30 protein-coding genes are annotated in these 17,500 nt (G+C 38.5%); all 30 read right to left on the bottom strand.

The window, feature by feature from the left end:
* Nucleotide 1: 1 nt before the first annotated feature.
* The 30 genes from ACFVT8_RS00675 to ACFVT8_RS00530 all read right to left on the bottom strand — a co-directional run bounded on the left by ACFVT8_RS00675 (nucleotide 2) and on the right by ACFVT8_RS00530 (nucleotide 17,457).
* A complete protein-coding gene (locus ACFVT8_RS00675) occupies nucleotides 2-784 on the bottom strand; it encodes a phage major tail protein, TP901-1 family (protein WP_387082406.1) in 783 nt (260 codons plus the stop codon).
* Between the two features lie 42 nt (nucleotides 785-826).
* Nucleotides 827-1,270 (bottom strand): DUF3168 domain-containing protein, encoded by a 444-nt coding sequence (locus ACFVT8_RS00670; RefSeq protein ID WP_387082407.1) that lies wholly within the window; start codon nucleotides 1,268-1,270, stop codon nucleotides 827-829.
* Complete coding sequence (locus ACFVT8_RS00665; RefSeq protein ID WP_387082408.1) at nucleotides 1,267-1,683, bottom strand: HK97-gp10 family putative phage morphogenesis protein; 417 nt, start codon at nucleotides 1,681-1,683, stop codon at nucleotides 1,267-1,269. The genes ACFVT8_RS00670 and ACFVT8_RS00665 overlap by 4 nt, the downstream gene beginning before the upstream one ends.
* Complete coding sequence (locus ACFVT8_RS00660; RefSeq protein WP_387082409.1) at nucleotides 1,683-2,003, bottom strand: phage head closure protein; 321 nt, start codon at nucleotides 2,001-2,003, stop codon at nucleotides 1,683-1,685. The genes ACFVT8_RS00665 and ACFVT8_RS00660 overlap by 1 nt, the downstream gene beginning before the upstream one ends.
* A gap of 1 nt (nucleotide 2,004) precedes the next feature.
* Nucleotides 2,005-2,337, bottom strand: a complete 333-nt coding sequence (locus tag ACFVT8_RS00655; protein WP_387082410.1) for a head-tail connector protein — start codon at nucleotides 2,335-2,337, stop codon at nucleotides 2,005-2,007.
* Nucleotides 2,318-2,443 carry a hypothetical protein gene (locus tag ACFVT8_RS00650; protein ID WP_387082411.1) on the bottom strand — a complete coding sequence of 42 codons (126 nt, stop codon included), beginning with the start codon at nucleotides 2,441-2,443 and terminating at the stop codon, nucleotides 2,318-2,320. Before ACFVT8_RS00650 ends, ACFVT8_RS00655 begins: the two co-directional genes overlap by 20 nt.
* 14 nt (nucleotides 2,444-2,457) lie before the next feature.
* Nucleotides 2,458-3,330: a N4-gp56 family major capsid protein gene (locus tag ACFVT8_RS00645; protein WP_387082412.1), complete on the bottom strand. Its 873-nt coding sequence runs from the start codon at nucleotides 3,328-3,330 to the stop codon at nucleotides 2,458-2,460.
* Between the two features lie 16 nt (nucleotides 3,331-3,346).
* On the bottom strand, nucleotides 3,347-3,937 hold the full coding sequence (locus tag ACFVT8_RS00640; RefSeq protein ID WP_387082413.1) for a phage scaffolding protein: 591 nt from the start codon (nucleotides 3,935-3,937) through the stop codon (nucleotides 3,347-3,349).
* Nucleotides 3,938-4,064: 127 nt separating this feature from the next.
* Complete coding sequence (locus ACFVT8_RS00635; RefSeq protein ID WP_387082414.1) at nucleotides 4,065-5,081, bottom strand: phage head morphogenesis protein; 1,017 nt, start codon at nucleotides 5,079-5,081, stop codon at nucleotides 4,065-4,067.
* Nucleotides 5,078-6,523 (bottom strand): phage portal protein, encoded by a 1,446-nt coding sequence (locus tag ACFVT8_RS00630; RefSeq protein ID WP_387082415.1) that lies wholly within the window; start codon nucleotides 6,521-6,523, stop codon nucleotides 5,078-5,080. Before ACFVT8_RS00630 ends, ACFVT8_RS00635 begins: the two co-directional genes overlap by 4 nt.
* A gap of 14 nt (nucleotides 6,524-6,537) precedes the next feature.
* A complete protein-coding gene (locus tag ACFVT8_RS00625) occupies nucleotides 6,538-7,809 on the bottom strand; it encodes a PBSX family phage terminase large subunit (protein ID WP_387082416.1) in 1,272 nt (423 codons plus the stop codon).
* Nucleotides 7,799-8,245 carry a terminase small subunit gene (locus tag ACFVT8_RS00620; protein WP_387082417.1) on the bottom strand — a complete coding sequence of 149 codons (447 nt, stop codon included), beginning with the start codon at nucleotides 8,243-8,245 and terminating at the stop codon, nucleotides 7,799-7,801. The genes ACFVT8_RS00625 and ACFVT8_RS00620 overlap by 11 nt, the downstream gene beginning before the upstream one ends.
* A 136-nt stretch (nucleotides 8,246-8,381) precedes the next feature.
* The gene (locus ACFVT8_RS00615; protein WP_387082418.1) at nucleotides 8,382-8,597 is read right to left on the bottom strand and encodes a hypothetical protein; all 216 of its coding nucleotides are present in this window, start codon (nucleotides 8,595-8,597) and stop codon (nucleotides 8,382-8,384) included.
* A gap of 540 nt (nucleotides 8,598-9,137) precedes the next feature.
* Complete coding sequence (locus ACFVT8_RS00610; RefSeq protein ID WP_387082419.1) at nucleotides 9,138-9,623, bottom strand: sigma-70 family RNA polymerase sigma factor; 486 nt, start codon at nucleotides 9,621-9,623, stop codon at nucleotides 9,138-9,140.
* A gap of 354 nt (nucleotides 9,624-9,977) precedes the next feature.
* Entirely contained in the window at nucleotides 9,978-10,376 is a 399-nt protein-coding gene (locus ACFVT8_RS00605; RefSeq protein WP_387082420.1) for a hypothetical protein, read from the bottom strand.
* 28 nt (nucleotides 10,377-10,404) lie between these two features.
* Nucleotides 10,405-10,659, bottom strand: coding sequence for a hypothetical protein (locus ACFVT8_RS00600; protein WP_387082421.1), 255 nt, complete (start codon nucleotides 10,657-10,659; stop codon nucleotides 10,405-10,407).
* On the bottom strand, nucleotides 10,644-11,069 hold the full coding sequence (locus ACFVT8_RS00595) for a RusA family crossover junction endodeoxyribonuclease (protein ID WP_387082422.1): 426 nt from the start codon (nucleotides 11,067-11,069) through the stop codon (nucleotides 10,644-10,646). Before ACFVT8_RS00595 ends, ACFVT8_RS00600 begins: the two co-directional genes overlap by 16 nt.
* Nucleotides 11,070-11,079: 10 nt before the next feature.
* Nucleotides 11,080-11,895 (bottom strand): DNA adenine methylase, encoded by an 816-nt coding sequence (locus tag ACFVT8_RS00590; RefSeq protein WP_387082423.1) that lies wholly within the window; start codon nucleotides 11,893-11,895, stop codon nucleotides 11,080-11,082.
* Between the two features lie 43 nt (nucleotides 11,896-11,938).
* The gene (locus tag ACFVT8_RS00585; RefSeq protein WP_387082424.1) at nucleotides 11,939-12,118 is read right to left on the bottom strand and encodes a hypothetical protein; all 180 of its coding nucleotides are present in this window, start codon (nucleotides 12,116-12,118) and stop codon (nucleotides 11,939-11,941) included.
* Nucleotides 12,119-12,140: 22 nt separating this feature from the next.
* A complete protein-coding gene (ssb, locus tag ACFVT8_RS00580) occupies nucleotides 12,141-12,644 on the bottom strand; it encodes a single-stranded DNA-binding protein (protein WP_387082425.1) in 504 nt (167 codons plus the stop codon).
* Complete coding sequence (locus ACFVT8_RS00575; protein WP_387082426.1) at nucleotides 12,641-13,033, bottom strand: YopX family protein; 393 nt, start codon at nucleotides 13,031-13,033, stop codon at nucleotides 12,641-12,643. The genes ssb and ACFVT8_RS00575 overlap by 4 nt, the downstream gene beginning before the upstream one ends.
* Nucleotides 13,030-13,257, bottom strand: a complete 228-nt coding sequence (locus tag ACFVT8_RS00570) for a hypothetical protein (protein WP_387082427.1) — start codon at nucleotides 13,255-13,257, stop codon at nucleotides 13,030-13,032. The genes ACFVT8_RS00575 and ACFVT8_RS00570 overlap by 4 nt, the downstream gene beginning before the upstream one ends.
* Nucleotides 13,254-13,442: a hypothetical protein gene (locus ACFVT8_RS00565; protein WP_387082428.1), complete on the bottom strand. Its 189-nt coding sequence runs from the start codon at nucleotides 13,440-13,442 to the stop codon at nucleotides 13,254-13,256. The genes ACFVT8_RS00570 and ACFVT8_RS00565 overlap by 4 nt, the downstream gene beginning before the upstream one ends.
* The gene (locus ACFVT8_RS00560) at nucleotides 13,435-13,632 is read right to left on the bottom strand and encodes a hypothetical protein (RefSeq protein ID WP_387082429.1); all 198 of its coding nucleotides are present in this window, start codon (nucleotides 13,630-13,632) and stop codon (nucleotides 13,435-13,437) included. The genes ACFVT8_RS00565 and ACFVT8_RS00560 overlap by 8 nt, the downstream gene beginning before the upstream one ends.
* Before the next feature lie 36 nt (nucleotides 13,633-13,668).
* A complete protein-coding gene (locus ACFVT8_RS00555; RefSeq protein WP_387082430.1) occupies nucleotides 13,669-14,529 on the bottom strand; it encodes a DnaA ATPase domain-containing protein in 861 nt (286 codons plus the stop codon).
* Nucleotides 14,453-15,244, bottom strand: a complete 792-nt coding sequence (locus ACFVT8_RS00550) for a DnaD domain protein (protein ID WP_387082431.1) — start codon at nucleotides 15,242-15,244, stop codon at nucleotides 14,453-14,455. The genes ACFVT8_RS00555 and ACFVT8_RS00550 overlap by 77 nt, the downstream gene beginning before the upstream one ends.
* Nucleotides 15,245-15,259: 15 nt before the next feature.
* The gene (locus ACFVT8_RS00545; RefSeq protein ID WP_387082432.1) at nucleotides 15,260-15,487 is read right to left on the bottom strand and encodes a hypothetical protein; all 228 of its coding nucleotides are present in this window, start codon (nucleotides 15,485-15,487) and stop codon (nucleotides 15,260-15,262) included.
* A 129-nt stretch (nucleotides 15,488-15,616) separates the two neighbouring features.
* A complete protein-coding gene (locus ACFVT8_RS00540; RefSeq protein ID WP_387082433.1) occupies nucleotides 15,617-15,790 on the bottom strand; it encodes a hypothetical protein in 174 nt (57 codons plus the stop codon).
* A gap of 13 nt (nucleotides 15,791-15,803) precedes the next feature.
* Nucleotides 15,804-16,607: a PD-(D/E)XK nuclease-like domain-containing protein gene (locus ACFVT8_RS00535; RefSeq protein ID WP_387082434.1), complete on the bottom strand. Its 804-nt coding sequence runs from the start codon at nucleotides 16,605-16,607 to the stop codon at nucleotides 15,804-15,806.
* A complete protein-coding gene (locus ACFVT8_RS00530; RefSeq protein WP_387082435.1) occupies nucleotides 16,558-17,457 on the bottom strand; it encodes a hypothetical protein in 900 nt (299 codons plus the stop codon). The genes ACFVT8_RS00535 and ACFVT8_RS00530 overlap by 50 nt, the downstream gene beginning before the upstream one ends.
* Nucleotides 17,458-17,500: the final 43 nt, after the last annotated feature.

Genomic DNA, 17,500 nt, shown 5'->3' with positions numbered 1-17,500 from the left:
ATTATGAAGTTGTAACAGTTACTGAAACTGTCGCTGTTTTACCACCACTTGCAGACGTAACAGTTATTGTAGCTGAACCCTCAGCAACACCTGTGATAAGCCCTGTAGATGTGACAGTAGCAATTGAATTGTCGCTTGAAGTAAAGGTAACATTTTTATTAGCTGCATCTGCAGGAAGTACTGTAACTGTTAACTGACGTGTACTACCTACTACAACTGATGTAGTTTGTGGTGATACTGATACGTTTGTAACAGCAACCCCAGATGTTTGGTCCTTACCAAATTCACCTGTTTTTTCACCAGGAGCTTCAAATCCGTAAGTAGCAAATTCGATTACTGAATCAGGCAACTTAGGTAACTGCCCTTCTTTAGATTCACCAATTACTTGTAGAGTCCCCGAAATCTCTTGGAAGTTATCTCCCGGATTAGATTTCTCTACAGACTCAACCAGTGTGTAAGCAAAGATTGCATCGTGCACTTCTTCATCAGCTTCATTTTTCACTGTATTCAAGTCGACTTCCCAAACTTTCAGCTGCACTTTTTTACGAATCGCATCTAAGATTGCTTTTTGACCTGGATCGTTTTTATCACCAAACATCGTTACTTCAAACGATTCACTTGATTGACCATAGGCTACGATACGCCCAAATTTCGTTTGTTCATCTACTAGCTCATTCTCCATTGAGTGGCTATTCTCAGTTAAGTGGCCAATAAGAAAGCCATCTTCACCTAATGCATTTGTAGCAAGCTGTACAAGTAAGACTGTATCTTTACCGTTTTGCATATTTGTTTTCCCTCCTAAAATAAAAACAGCCCAAAAGGACTGTTAGATGTTTTGTACTTTGTATTGAATTGTTAAAATGCCATGCTTTACACTTGGGCTATTATCGTCTATCACGCGAGATTCACGTCTTGTGATACTTAATACCTTTACTCCTGGTATCAAGTAATTACGAGCCATTAGAGTGCTCTGGCAAGCCGATAACATCTCATATACCTTACGTTTACCACTGTAATCATCGTTATCCTTCCACCAAGCATGGATTGTAAATGTGATTGTTTCGATATTGCTTGTTTTGGTGTCAAACGGTGATGAATACGGCTTTGAGATTGTTACGTAAGGATATGGCGTGTTTTCATCAACAGCATCATATATACCTAGATCTTCATCATCTTTACGAGTGATGGTTGTTAAGGCCTCACAAGCTGTTAACTTCTGAAAAATCACTTTCTGTAAATCAAAGTAAGGCAAGGCATAATAATTTGTCATAAGCCTAATCGCCTCATTTCTTTCATGAAATAATCTCGACCTGTATCTACAGCAGGACCCCAGAAAGGTTGTGCCTTCATACCTTCAGTAGTAACATAACGACCTAGCTTTGTACTGTAGTAAGTCCATGGTGTTTTACGACCATTTCCTTTCTCCGCATAAATCCCGGTACCGTATTCAACGTATATAGCATAGTGAGCTCCTACTGTAACAACAGCGTTATATTTTCCTATCATTTTCATTTCGATAGAATCTCGTAAACTACCGTCATCAACTGGTGCAAGTGCTTTCGCTTCAGTTTGAATAAGTCTAGCTGTCTCGTAAACTACGTCCGAAACATCATCAAGCAAACCATTTTCAAATTGTTTAGCTGCTTTTAACAGTTGGCGTCCACTAAATGTAATTTTAGCCATTATTCCGTCACCAACTTTAAGGCAACGCGCATAATTTCATGTTGCCCACCTTGATCTTCTGGACGTCCAGCGAAGGCATATATCTCACCTTCATAGCGCAGTCGCATACTAGATGTAAGGTCTGTTCGATATTCGTAGTACATGTAGCGCTCTAACGGATTATCCAATTGCTGTGCGTAATAACGATCCTTGCTCGTTGGTGTGTCTACGAAACATTCTATAGTATCAATAGGAAACCACTTAGTTTCAAACCCTCCGGCACCATCAGATGCCTTACGTTTCTGGACTACTTCAACTTCATGCGGAAATTCATCAACCATACTACCACCTCAATTTCCGATAAGGCTTTAATGGCTTATAAACGGTTGCTGGTATCTCATCTGAGTAAGAATAAGCAACAGTACCCATCGAACGACTTACAAGCCCTATTTTTAATTCGAAGTACTGACATGCCTTTGCGATAAACAGCTTCATAGCACTTTGCTTTTGCCTTTCAGCGTCTTCTGACATGTCAAATATGTTATTGGTCCATGTACAGCCAACGTCGTATAAAACAGGCACTAACGCTGTGTAATGGTCCACACGTTTTGTTGTAGCTTTATCGCCATTTAGAACAATGATTCCGTTGATTTCATCACTTGTCGGTTTCCACACGTTTTACACCTTCCTTTTTTACAGGTTGTTTACGTGTAGGTGTTGCTTTAGGCTTTTCTTTTTCAGGTGTTGGTTGTTCACGATTGTGATAGCGTCGCAATAACATAATCAAGCACCTCCTTATGCACCTGTGAATTTAACGACACCTGCATCATTTTTCAGATTTACAACATAGTGTGAGTTAGCAGCAACTACTACTGTACGCGCCAAAATATCTCCATCACGATTAATTGCAACATCTTTTTTCATCACAATTTCCATTGCCGATGACTGATCTTCTGATTGCTCTGGTTCTTGTGTTGCGTAAACTTGTAAATAACCTTTGCCTTCCGCAACGCGGCGAGAACGTTCAATTGCTTTAACTCCAACTAGTTCCGCAACTTGCCCTGTTGTAATTGCACGTTCTTGCGTAGTTCCTCCAGCAGTTAATAATGAGCCTACTAATTTTGTGTAGTCTTTAGGATTAATAAATAACACTAAATTCAAATCTGATTCAGAGTTGAACAACGCAATCCCTTCTAAAATTTTTGCAACTGTAGTAGGAGATCCAGCAACTGTTTGCTTCGCTGTTTCTAGTGCAACAATATATTCTGTATCTACTTTATCAGCCATTGCTAAAGCTAATTGACGCTCCGCCTCACCTACAGTGCCACCTACGTTTGTAATGATTGCTGTTTCTGTAACTTCAATCGCCTTACCTGTTTCCTTTACAGTCACTTGTGTAGTTGTCATAGACATTTTAGATGTATCCATTGGTACACCTTCTTGTAAATCATCAGCAGGTCCTACATAACCATACTTAGGCCGAGTAATCGTACTACCCGGAACACCTACTAATGTGCGATCAATATCAGCGTAATTACGGAATTTGAGCGCATTTTCTAATTTACCTGAAACAGCTAATGCCATTACTTCAGGATCCACTAAATCAGCAGCCTTCGTTTGTGCGAAATATTGGATATTTAATTCTAATAACAATTTAAATTTCTCCATGTTGTATTCTCCTTTTTTACTGTAGTTCGCTTAATAGCGATGGGTTATCTTGCATGAGTTTTAATCGTTCCTCGTATGGTTTCTTCGCAAAGTCAGCACGAGTTAACGTTTGCGGTTTTGGCGGTGTCCCCGCTGGCGGTGTCTTACCTTTCAGACCATCAGCAACAAATAAAAACGACTTTGATTCTTTTAAAGTCGTTAGTTGGTCATCAAGGCCAGCCTTTACATTACCTTGTTCATCTAATTCAATTTTGGTTTGGTCTAGTTGACTTAGAACAATATCAACATCATGCACCTTACCAGTTAAACCAAGTTTCATAGCGCTGACTAAACGCGTTTTAGCGAGGTCTGCATCATATTGTTCTTTAGCTGTTTGGTTAGCTTGTTGCAGATTAGTAATTTCATTTTGCAAACTTTCATGACCTGCGGCTTTCGGAATTAAATCAGCAATTTGATTATCACGTTCTCCGATTGTTTCGTTAGCTACTCTTAGTTCCTCGATTTTTTCATTAAGACGTGATTTTGGAATCATCTGACCATAACCTTCAATTACTTTATCTGCTTGTTCTTCACTTAAACCTAATGCAATTAAATCTTCTTTTTTCATGTCTAGCTCCTCCTATTTCGTGTTTTACGTGCAACGGCACGGATAGGGTTAGAAACTTGTTCTTTAACGTCTACAAGCTCGAAAAAGACGAAAAAAGGCATAATAAAAAGCCGTATTACTACGACTTTCATTCACCACTAAATTGTTTTCTCCACTCTTCATAACTCATGAACGGCACAGTAACACTTGGCGGTTTAACCTGTTTGTACGCTTTGTTAAAGGCTTGCTTGTAAGTTAGCCCTAAGTCAGACATGTAAGCATCAATCCGAGCAGCTAATTGCTTTTGGTACGTATCGTCCATATAGTCTCGACCTCTTCGATATTCAGGCAACTTGCCATTGACCATATAAATCGTATGACACCGACACTGTATATCCATCGATGCAACGCCCCACAACCTCGGAGCTTTTGATTTCCACTTGCCATAACGGAAGTATCCATCTTCATCGGCTTTCTGACCGTCTAGCTTTCTATGAGACTTGCGAACCCTAGTATCAAGTGATGACATCCATACCTTAGTTAGCCTTGCTGTTTCACTTGCCTGTTCTTCTACAGCTAAATCAGCTTGTGACCTTACTCGACCACCCTCTGTACGAGCAACAAGGATAGCTTTCTTCCTTGTCCATCCCATAGCGTTCTCAATCCTTATAGCCATGTCAGTGTAGCTTTCACCAGCTTGTAAGCTTTGTGCTATCTCGATATTCAAACGCCTAATAATATCGTTCCGATGTACCTCAAATACTTTCGGTAATGTTAGAAACTCAACAGGATTCGTTAACGCTTCCTGAATCACTTCGAGTGATGGTATTTTAAAGCCCATTTCCTCACCTGTAGACTGTTGTAAGAGGTAAGCCGTCATTAAGTACTTCTCGATGTAAAGACGTTCCTCTGATGCTTGTATGAGCTTGATAATCTCTTTGTAATCGGCATTGAGCTGTTGTGCTATCAACTTCATTTCTTGATTGAAGCGATTGTACTTATTAACATCAGTCCAAGTAGCTTGACCGTTCTTACCAAACTTACGATGCATCTCAAACATTTGAGCGATAATAGATTTCAAACGCTTGTTAAAGACTTTCTCAATGTCCTTCTGAGCCTTTGTTTCCATCTCATCTAAGATATTATCAATCTCTTGTTGATTCATGTCTCATCAACTTCTTCTGGATCGTTATTTTTCTTAGGATCAGTCCCATCTTCGTCCAATGGCTCTAAATCTTTACCGTACAACTTAGCATCACTTTCTAATCTTTTAAGCTCCTGTGCTACATCTTTCACCCAAGGATGGTTTTCAAGAATCGTTGTTTGCGAGATCATTCCCATTGATTTTTGTGCCATGTCTATAATTTCTGATTCGTTAGTAAGGAGCAATTTGTTGAATGTGAACGTTACATCTCGATAATCAAATTCACCTTTGTTAGCTTGGTTGCAAAACTCCCCAACAAACCACATGAACTCACGTAATGCTAAAGTAAACTTACGCTCCAAGATGCTTGCTTTCATGTCTAATAACGAATACAAATTATCCAGCGCAACACCACTTGGAGCATTACCAATAATGTCTGGGGATGGATTTACGCCCTGCCCAAACATAAAGATATTCTCCTTTAAGATGTTGCTTTGAGTTTTATAAGCTTCTACAGGCACATCTATTGTGATAGGTTTTACATCATGACCTTCACCAGCCTCTAGGTTTATAGCTTTGTAGCGTCTTAGGTTTGTAACAAATTCACTTAAGCTTTCACCTTCATAGCCGATTAGAGCCAGAATGACTGACTGCATATCATTTAATGTGTTTTGAGCATCACTAACAAGCTCATCATAGGAATCTATTTCTGACTTATAGAAATGTAAATCGCTCAGTCGTTCCTCGTTATTCGCAAACTCAATAAACGGAACCATTCCCCATGACTTACCTTCTAATTCTTCAGTATCTGTAAAATGTGGTCCAGGATTAACCTCTACTTTAGCATCCAAGTGTACTTGGCCATCAATCATTTCGTAGTAGGTAACAGTTTCATCTGTCCATAATTCCAAATTGATGATGTTTTCCTCTAGTTGATAAAACCTTATGGCAGCAATCAATTGTTTTCGTCTGCTGTAGTCATAAATAGGTATAAGGTTCTCAGCGGGAATAACCATGTAATCAAAAGCCCCATCTTCATTCACAAAAGGATGAAGCCACTCTAAACCTTTGTTAGAAGCTCCTTTTATTAGTTCTGTAATGGTATCTTCCCAACGCTCGCCAATGGTTTCAGTTAATAATTCTAATTGGCTATGGTTATCTGAGCGACTACCAAATACCATTGGTTCACCTACGAGATAAGCAGTCTTTTGATCTACTAAAATCTTGTGAAATCCAGAGGCAATCTTTTTGTTAGTTGCATCGTTATCAACTGTTTTCACATCATCTACATACTTGAATATTTGTCTTTCAGTAATTTTAGAATCACCTTTGTAATAGCGTACCCCTTCAACCATCTTAGAAGTATCAAATGCATCATAAAGATCTTTAATTTCCTTTGTAGTCTTAGGAGCGTTATTGTTGATGTGCTCGTTTAATTCCTCTGTGTGCGTCTTATCAAACATTGTTTCACCTTCTTCTATTTCAAGATTCTCATGCCTTTTTTGTTTTTCATATCATCTTCAAATGCATAACGCGTTGCATCAATCGTGTGGTTATCTTTATCTTCTAAGCGAGGTATTGGATTGCCATCTTTGTCCGTTTGATAGTCGATATTTTCAAATTCTCTCGCAATGTTCGGCGTACGCAATGGGTCAATATAAATGGCGTCTAAATCATCTAACCATTCCTCACCATATTCAACGCTGTCCGGCCCTTTCTTTACGGCATAGAGCTTTTTAATATCTAACTCATTTTTTAACTCTGCATTGGATTTCGGCTCAGCACTTTCTGCTGCAATACGGTCATTTTCATAACCCTTGGCATGTAATTTTTTCGATAACTCACGATTACTTATCTTCACTCCGTATACTTCATCAACGGCGTAGATGGAATTTTTCTTTTTATCATAATGCCAACGTACAAATGCTAATGGATCCGTAGCATAACCGTAGTCGATACCGTTTCGGATGTTATCGAACGAAGCAACCATTTCATCAGTAATAGAACCTTTTTCAATTTGTAAGTTATCGAACGGTACAACACCACTGCCTATCGCTTCACCAAGGTATTCCCAACGATAACGTAATTCATTACGCTGTTTAGCAGCCTCAGCTTCCTCGATAAACTGTTTTGAGATAAATGGGTTATCAAGGTAAGTGGACTTATGAACAAACGCGTTATCAGGCTGAAATGAGCTCTCATACTTCTTATTCACCCAAGACTGTTTACGTTTCGGTGGGTTGTATGTGTAAAAGAACTTATAAAAAAGACCATCGCCAAGCTCACCACGTAGTAATGAGTTGGTAATGGTCGTTACTTCTTCTTCACTCTTAAACTCTGCTAATTCCTCTAGCCATGCCAGCGCAAATGGAAAGTTAGCACTCTTTAATGATTTGATACGCGTAGGATCTTGAGCACCACGGAAAATCATGTAGTTGCATCTCGGAATATAAGTTATCCGCATTGGCGACTTATTGATTTTGAACAGGTGTGATACTCCTTGTTCGTTAATAGCCCACTTCATTTGCTCGAATATGGATGTTTCAATTGTATTGTCTACTTTACGTATCCCTACAGCGTTAACAGCGTATCTCATAAGTAATTGTACAATGATATGCGCTACGTCAGATGATTTACCTGAACCACGTCCACCCTTGCAAACAACGTTTAATATATCTGGATTAATCGATGCTCTCCACACTGAATGAAATGCTGACGGTATTAACTCTGATAGCTTTTTAACTGCCATCGCTTTCACCACCTATGTCATCAATAAATTGAACAGCACCTGTAACTTCTGTTTCGACTTTATCGGTCCACAGTTTATAACGTTTACCAAGTAGTTCTGCAGCTCTAATTTTTTCGGTTACAGTGGGTTCAACTTGGTCAACTGATTGTTCACCCATACCCAGACCAACTAATGCAGTACCTCTTTTCTCGCCTCGTAAGATAGCAGTAAGTGTTTCTAATACTTCTTCTTGGCTTGCTATTCGTTTTGATTGTATGTCTTTCATACGATTTTCTATATAAGAGGCAATGTTAGTATTTTTTAGTAATTTGTCTGTATTAGTTGCTGCGTATTTTTTGCTATATCCAGCTTCAATAGCTGCTTGAGTTGCATTCCCTAACTCAATATACAAGTCTGCGAATGCTTGTTGTTTAAGATTTAATTTACGTTCAATCAATGGCATCACCCCATTATGTTAATCACTATATATATTTCACTCTCAAAAGTAAGTACCGTTGCCCTAGCAGTCACAGGGGAGGAATCTGCTCGATACTCACTTTTCAAGGCAAAATAAAAACATCCCGAAGGATGTTTTAGTATAACTCTTTTATTTCCAATGAGATGCTTTTTGCTTTGCGGTTAAGTTCACCTTCATGATTTTCTTTAATTACTTCAAAAGCATCAGCAAAAGAATATTGACTAATTTCTTTTTCAACTACAGAGCCATCACCATAAGTTATAGTTGCTTTGTATAAAGACCCAGCCATTTTTTCATCATCTTGTAACTCATTGATATAACCTTTTTTCATGAATATCACCTCCCACCTAATAATAAATCAGAAGATGAAAAATATGTAATAACTTTTTGCTCTCAAAACCACACCAAACTCTGCCCTCTCAACTCATAGCGTTTTGGCTGTTTGATGCAGTTTTCAAAGCAAAAGAAAAAGCCTCCATCCTAAGATGAAAGCTTTGCTATTGAGGTAATTGTCGAGTTAGCTCACTTGTGAAACCGTGGTAGAGCTGCACCACGTTATATCGTAAAGCAAATTGTGTTTTGTTTATAGTGCATTTCCGTGCACTTGTAGCTCAGTAAGTTTGTTTTAGTAAGTTTGACTGAATTATGGAAAGTGGACGTAGTTCACATAAAAACCACTCCTTCAGCAATTTTTAGCCTTTTATATTAATTAAGATACCTAATCTCTTAAAAAATACGGGCCGGCCGTGTTTGTCTTGCCTCGAACAAGTTTATGAGGCGCTGGTCGGTCGTCGGTCTGTCTTTCCCTAATAATTAGTATTTTAGAAATACCAAGGGAAGAAACAATTACCTGTCCGACCTCCCCTCCATTTTACACTGCTAATTTTTCGTAGGTCAAAATAGTACTTATTTGGCTATTTTGGCTAATTTGGCTAAAGATGATTTGCTTCTTCAATCTCACATAATCCTTTGATGCTGATAGGTGTTCTGCAATTTGTCGGTACGTCATCCCATCTAGTAAGCAATCATAAATCGTTGTAAGTTGTTCATCCTCAATTAAATTGTAAGCTACCTCAAGTGCGTATACATAAGTACGTAGCTTTTCTAATCGTGCTATTTGACCACGCTCGCGTACATCCATTCTTTTAAGTTCTTCAGCACTTCGAATAGAACTTCCTTTCGGCATTGCTGCATCTATTCCATATTGTGCTACACCCCATGAACCCATTGAACTTGATCCACCATATAAGACTCTTTCTAACCGATTGATTTCTTTCTTCCAGAAACGATAGTTTTTCACTAGATAATCAATATCTTCCTCTGACCATACTTCTTTAACTGTTTGCCCTTTTAACATAGGTTTGCCCTCCTAGGTTGTGGTATAATTACTTATCTGACTAGCCTAAAAGGGCATAAACCAATTCTGAGCTGTAGCGTCTGCAAACACTGCGGCTTTTTCTTTTTTATTTACTGCGTAATTTCCTCATATTATTCAGTATTAAGTAAAAACAGCTACCAAAGAAAATCCACCCATGACCAGCATTCCTATGAATGTAAAAAACAAATCTCTTCCAGTCATGTAAACACCTCGTTTTATCATTACAAATGGAATACATATAACTATCAACATAAATAGAAACCAAATGACCATTATTAATTTAGTAATTAATCTCATTCCTCTCCTGTACATTTTCCTCAAAATGTTCAGCAACTAAATTAAGCTACCGTCAATCAACACAAGACCATTTTCGATTGATTCAAATTTAGCTATCGCATCAGCAACTGCATAGCCCTTATTATCACTAGCAAGTAACCACTTCAACAGTGCCTCTGATTTCGAAACTTCTTTCGGATAGCTTTCGATTGCCTCAATCGCTTCTTCGTCATCTCCGCATATCGTTTCAATGTATGTCTGAATAGCAACCTTCCAAGCTGGATCACCTGATAATTTAAATGGGTTGTTTTCAGGACTGAAGTCTTTACGAACTGCAATTAATCCGTAATACTCTGATTTATTAAACTCGAAATACATCACTGGCGAACCTGCATTAATGTAATCATCTATTTTAAAATATTTCTTAACTTCAAATTCAACTTCTCGCTGTTCCATTTCCTTCACCCTTTCTGTACAATATCTTTCAACTAACCACTTTCTGTTTCCCTAACAACCCACCGGCTCGTGGCCCAATCTTACCTGTCATTTCTAAATCCATAACAATCAACGCAGCACTAACCTTACTTGTATTAAGTTTTCGAGCTATTGTGTTGATTGAATGCCCTTGATTCCACATGATTATGAAGGTTCCAATTTGCTGTGTTGTAAAATCAAACTTAACCGTTTCATGAACTTCACCAGTGAATAAAATGTACCTACTATCTACTTTTCTGCCCATTCAATCGTCACCTCGGCTCTAGGATTATCTGAATACCACTTACGAGCAACCAACTCTGTTACTTGGCTATCGTCATGCCACACGACCTTCGAGAGTCCATCCTTTATGCCTTTAGCCAAGTTGTCGATATCTGGCTTCGTCGTCGGTCGTAACTTACCTGCATGTATTAAAGCCATTTTAGGCTTTGTATGATACTTTTTAGGGATTTTTAGATAAACATCTATACTTAACCTTATTTCCTCGGTAATAAGTGATTCTGGCGCATGCTCGGCAGCTACCAATCTCACAAATGATTTATAATCCTTGGATTCTTTTGGATCACGTACAGACACATTATTTCCGAAACTACTAAACTTCGGTCTTTGCTGTGCCTGTACATCACCTGGTATTTCTATTTTGAGTACGTTCATGTTTACCCTCCTAAACAATTTCAAAAAGCGATTCTTGTATATAGCCTCTATCGATGATTTGAGGATTCAACCACAAGCTTTCACATTTCTCTTGTGCTGCCTCAGTAGTGGCCATCTTCGAAATCCTTGTCCATCCTTGCAAAATATCGTTATACATTTCGTTGTTATAGCCACTAATCATGGCGTAGCCTTTGTGGTTCATTAGTGCGTTTAATAACGTTTCGTGCTGCCCATCTGTCATTTCATGTGCATAGTGTCGTTTTGTACGAGTGCTTAATAGATACGGTGGATCACTATAAATCAAGCAATCTTCTTTGTTGTATCGGCCTATTAATGTTGCAGCATCTTGATTTTCGATTTGGACATTCTGTAATCGCTCAGTAGCTTCTAAAACTACAGCTGGTAGCTTGCGCCAATCAGGTAAAGCACTGAATGTTGTTGAGTCTACGTTATGCCGCCATCCTGTACGGTCACTTGTTTTACCTCCACGAGCCATCCAACAACGAACAAGAAATACTCTAGCTCTCTCTAAATCACTTAATTGGCCCTTTAATGTCTCAAATGACTTGTTGTATTCTTGACGTGAATACGGAGTAAGTTGTATATGTTTAGCCAGCTGTTCAGGTTTTTCTCGAATTACTTTGAACAGATTCACGATGTTGCCATCAATATCATTCACTGTCTCGATTTTTGACGGTTGCTTGTTGAATAACACTGCGCCACTACCGAAGTGTGTTTCGAGATATACATTGTGTTCAGGCATTTGGCTAACAATCCAATCGGCCAAGTTCCACTTACTGCCCACGTAATTTAAAATCCTTTTCATTTCTTCACATCCTTAATGTCGTTCTAACAGCAACGTTTATTTGTTATAAACTCACTCGTTCATTTTCAGTATCGAATGTCATTAATATTTGATACGGTCTTGAATGATAAGGAAAATGATTTACTTTACTAGCTACGTTCCAACCTCTTTCCTCATCATCAGCAATCAATCGTTCTAATTCTCGTGATGTCCTAGCCTTGGTGATTTTCTTTAGTGGTACCATTTTCATCACCTCAATTATTTATTTAGAAGGGGAGTTCATCTTCTGAAACTTCTGGTGCCTTTGTATTTGCAAATGGATCTTCATCCACTCTTGTATAATTTAATTGGTTGTTATTACCACCAAAATTGCCCTGTGAACTGCCTTGATACGTTCCACCCGTATTTGTACTAGATTGGTAGCTCGATGTGCCCTGTGAGCCTCCTGTGCTGTTTCTCGGCTCTAAGAATTGGATGCTGTCTGCTACAACATTCGTAAAGTAGATTCTTTGCCCATCTCTCTCATACGAACCAGACTGTAGTTTTCCATCAATTCCAACTAGCGACCCTTTCTTTAGAAAGTTAGCTGCATTCTCTGCCTGTTTACGCCACACTTGAATATTTATAAAATCTGCCTCTCGTTCACCACTCTGATTAGCAAATGCTCTGTTAACCGCTAATGTAAATTGAGCTTTTGCAATTCCTTGAGGTGTATATGATAGGTCAACGTCTTTTGTAAGCCGACCAGTTAAAACAACTCGGTTAATCATTCTGTTTCCTCCATTAGTTCAGGGTTATTGTAGATGTTGCCGATAACAGTGCAATAACCTTGTAATTCGCAAAAGGCACTGAACCCTACTCTTTCTGTATAAATACCGAAAGCTCCGAAATTGAACATTACTAGAGAATTAATGCCAACAAAACAATTTACAATATCACCCTCAAAAATCCCTTTGCCGTGTTTATCCTTTATGCCCGTATATTCACCCATAGATTTCATTTCACAAACAATTGGATGTCCATCTGTATATAACATTGCTTGTTTTTCAATACCTTTTTCGAGCAAATAATCTTCTGTATAGTCAATTTCGAACCATCCATGACCGTAATGCCAATTGTTAGTTTCGTTTGAAAATCCTCTGAATTTTGGCCCTCTCATGCTGACTCCTCCTCATATTCACCTTCATATAGAATGTCAAAAGCCATACTTCCATCTTCGTTTTCTGTTTCTCCCAAAGGCTCTCCGTCCAACATTGCGTAATATCCTGTTGGATAAAGATCTACGCAATCTTTGTGGTATATTTCATCGTTTACAAGAACTACATCATCTTTCCAACTAAATGTTTCTTCACAAGCTTCACATCGTTTTAAATTTTCACTCATGCTGCAATCGCCCCTTCCAATGTTCCGATATAGTAGTCAGTACCTTCCTCACGGTCCTTTAACCCTTTCATAGCGATTAATTGATCTAGTCGCTTATATGCCATTATTTCATTGTGTTTACCACCAAATTCTTTATATTGACCTAGATAAAAAGTGATTTGATCAATTAGGAATTGTTCAGTCATTTGTTTCACCACCTAATGCCTGACAAGCAATTTCATAAGCACGTGTTTCCCAACCTTCCGTACCTTCCATGATAGGTGCTTCAACTTCAGCGATTTTAGCTAATGCTTCACGAAGCTTTTGATTTTCTTCTTCTGCTCGCTTCAACTCAATGAACCTTTCCATTTCTAACTGCATATAAATTTCTCCCATTTTCTTCACCCTCCAATCAAGGGGCTGTGCGCCCCTCTATCTATTTTCAAAAACCTTGCGTAATCGATAGTTCACTTTCATGTCTTTTGGAATAGTTACCGTGAAATCTTGAGCCATTTCAAACAGCCTGCTAGTTAATGCCTCGTCGATATAAAGCATGTCATCTAGTGATAATTCACTGGATATCAACAATGGCTTGTTGTTGAGATAACGATAATTGACCACTTCAAAGATGGATTCAGCCTGCCATGGTTTCACATCAACCTTTCCACCAATCGGCTTGAATAGATCATCGATAAACAGAACATCAATTTCTTTCATTCGGTCCATAATTTCGTTTTTTCGTTCAAAGTTATTGGCAGCAAGATTGTTCATCCCATCCTTGTAAGGGAAATAGAGAACAGGTACTTGCTTTGTGTGAATCAAGTAATTTGAGATAGCCGTTAACAGGTGTGTTTTGCCACAACCAGGTTGTCCAATTAACATGATGCTGTTTTGTCTAAAACCTTTAATCTGCTCAAATGCTGCGTAATACTGATTGGCCTTACTTTTCATTTCCGCGACCTTTGGATGTACACCCTCGGTCGAGAAGTTTTTAAAACTCATCTTCTGAAACTCTTCTGTTATTTCACTAGATTTGATTAAGCGATTGAGTTGACGCATTTTAGCGCATTCACATTGTTGCCATTCATCAGTGTCATACTTCAAAGTTCTTTCTACTAACTGGTCACCATCACGAACTAGCGTGGTTTCACCAGCTTTCTTTCGAACAAGATAACCACCTTCATCCTTACACTTAGGACAGTTATAATCAGGTTCCTCAGCTACTGTAGTCTCCGAACACAATTGGCTTCGAGCTCTTAACTCCTCCAATACTGCTGCCATTCGGTCGCCCATTCTTTCCATCTATCTTCACCTGCCAATCTGCGTATGATTTAACTCCTTTTTCAGTAGACCAATTATGAAGAATACCTTTTACATACTCGACACTTGATTTACCTAAGTCGGCAGTAAGCTTGATAGCTTCGATAATTAGTAAGTAGTCAGGATACAGTTCTAGGAGCATGTCCATTTTTCGATGATCCGTAAAATTACTGATTCGAATTATTGAATCAAATGAATTTTTAATCTCCAAGAACGGATTGACCGACTGACTCTCTTCTCTCTCTTTCAGTACTTGGTTATTATCAGTATTTGGTTTATTCAATACTTGGTTATTATCAGTACTTAGTAGTGGCGGATTTTCCACTAGTGGTTTTTCCATCACCGGGTTTTCCACTGGTGGAATTTCCACTAGTGGCTTTTCCGTTTGTGGAAAAGGTACTTCATGAACTATAGTTTCCCAAGATACAATTCGTTTAGTGTTTTCATCCTTAATTGATTTGCGTTCAACATAACCGTTATCTTTGAGCTCTTTAAATCCACTCTTGAAAGAATCTTTGCCATCTGTTGAATGAGTAATTAATTCGTCCATATAAAACACCCAATCATCTGGCATTGAAAGCATGTATGCCATTATGCCTTTAGCTTTCCAAGATAGCCGGTTGTCATTCAATGCCGTTCGATTCATCACTACATAGTTGCTGTTCTTAGCCACTCGGATGATGCCCATTTGCCCTCACCTCTCCTAAAATGGCAGTGGTGTGCCATTGATAAATAAATCACTGACTTTCTTATCATGAATCGCAGCTTCTACTGCTAGAGATTGTATATCTTTATAAGTCGCATTATTGATGTCTTGAATAAATTTAAAAGCCGTGTTTGTATCTAGTTGCTGAATAGTTTTTTGAGCGATAATTTCGCAGATGATTTCTTTTCGAATTAGTTCAAGTTTTAATTTTAAGGATTTGTTCATACCTCAACCCTCCATATTTTCAATATTCAAATTTTTAATCACAGTTTTATTTACAAAATCCACAAATACTAGGTTTTTCAGTGCCTTTTCGTATGCTTGTTGTAGTTGTTCAAGCATAGTTTTAACCTCCTATAACAGTCCTTGTTCACGCTCACAAACTGCGAAACTACCACTAACTTTGAGCACCCTATAATTCGGATATCTTGTCATGTATTGCAGCACCAGGCGTCTAATTTCATCGTTATCCTTCGCCTGTTGGAATATCCAAGCAGGTAATAAAACTTTTGACGGTACACCGTTCATTCATTAGCACCACCTAATCTAGTAGATACTCAATTTCAAATGTGCCTTCTAACTTCTTTGAAGCCCGGCAATATTCGCACTTATCACATCGATGTGGCTTTTTGCGTCCTTGCTTCGCTGCTATGATGCTTGGTAGCATCGTTTGAACATATTCCTTCTCAAAGTCGAAACGTCCTGAATCGAAATGTAAAACTGCTTTATCTGGCGGCGATTCTTTCGTTACTGCTACAATGTACGGATCGTAGTAACGCCCTGTATTTTGAAATATGATTTCTTGATACACCCACATCTGCAGCACATAATCAAAGGCTTGTACAAATGAAACCCATGTATTATATTTCTCGCTCCAGTAACGTTTTCGAAGCTCCTGGGTGCTTTTTATATCACTGAAAAATCCACGTTCATGATTTATGTTGTCGACTTTGATTTTCCACTCTACACCGAATAATTCACCTGTATAGATGACCTCTTTCTCACCTTGTAGAGCGAACATGCAAAACTTGTCATTTTTAATAGTCTCAATCATGTCATCAGCTTTTTCGTAGTCCTTATACTTGTTACCACGATTGTTGTAAATACTGTGGCGATTTAGTTCTTTAAATTCAGTAAATGCATCATCACTTTCAAACGCTGCATGTAAATAAGAACCAACCATTAATGCTGTAGAGGGAGGACGAGTGAACTCGCCCCTTACCTCTGCAAACGCTCTAGCTTCACACTCCATAGCACTTTTAAACTGTGACACCGACATATAATGTTGGTTGGCCTCATTCGAGTGGTAATTCTGGCTGTTCAATTGGAATGTCGTTTGGTGCATCTTGTTTCACCTCTGTTTTTGGTTCTGCTTGAGCTTTGAAATCATCACCTAAGCCACTAGATTGCTTTTTGGCATCTTCTTTATTAAACCAATCCTCAACCTTACTCAAGCCGTCTCTTAAGCTGTTAAATATGTTTATTAACTCTACATAGTCATATTCAGTAAATGAATTAGCATTATAACCAAACTTTGCTTCTATCATTTCTTGTGTGACACGATGCTCCTCTTTGTATCTAAGCAATGCATTTGCGATACGATCTTTTAATGGACCTTGACTATTACCAGCTAGTGTTTCATGACATTGACCAATTGCTTTATCAATAATGTCACCTGGTATTACACCTAAAATGCATGAACGTAATCGACGTGCTCCATCATTTGCTACTTTTTCATAAATATCACGTGGATCTTCTAACTTTTTGATAGTCCCTTTAGCTTTCATAGAGTGCTTGACGGTAAATACCTTTTCTTGACGGACATTCGTTTCAAGGTCCCAACAGAATGCTTTTGCAACTGATTCACCTTCACGTTGCTCTAGTTCTTGAATGCCGTAGGATAAGTTGCCCCAGTTTTGTGCAATTGCTTCAGCTAATCGAATCGATGGACCTGTTACACGTTGTCCACCACGAGGATATTGATACATAGCAACTTGTGCTAGTGCTGGACGTTTACACGTATCCAATACACGTTGTTCAGCTTGGAATACGTTACGTGGAAACTGTTTTGCCATGAATATTTGTCCTTTAACTTCTTCCATTTCACGAGAGGCACTAGCTTGCGCTAGAGCTCCTCCTTGAAATTGAGGTTGTCCCATTTGAGGATTATGAAACTGTTCTGCTAAGTTACTCATTGAAATTCCTCCTGTAGTGCGCTATAATTGCGCTAAATATTTG

The sequence above is a fragment of the Lysinibacillus sp. NPDC058147 genome (assembly GCF_042884205.1).
Lineage (GTDB): Bacteria > Bacillota > Bacilli > Bacillales_A > Planococcaceae > Lysinibacillus.
The sequence above is the reverse complement of the archived record's forward strand: the minus strand, read 5'-3'. Positions and strand labels throughout refer to the sequence as shown.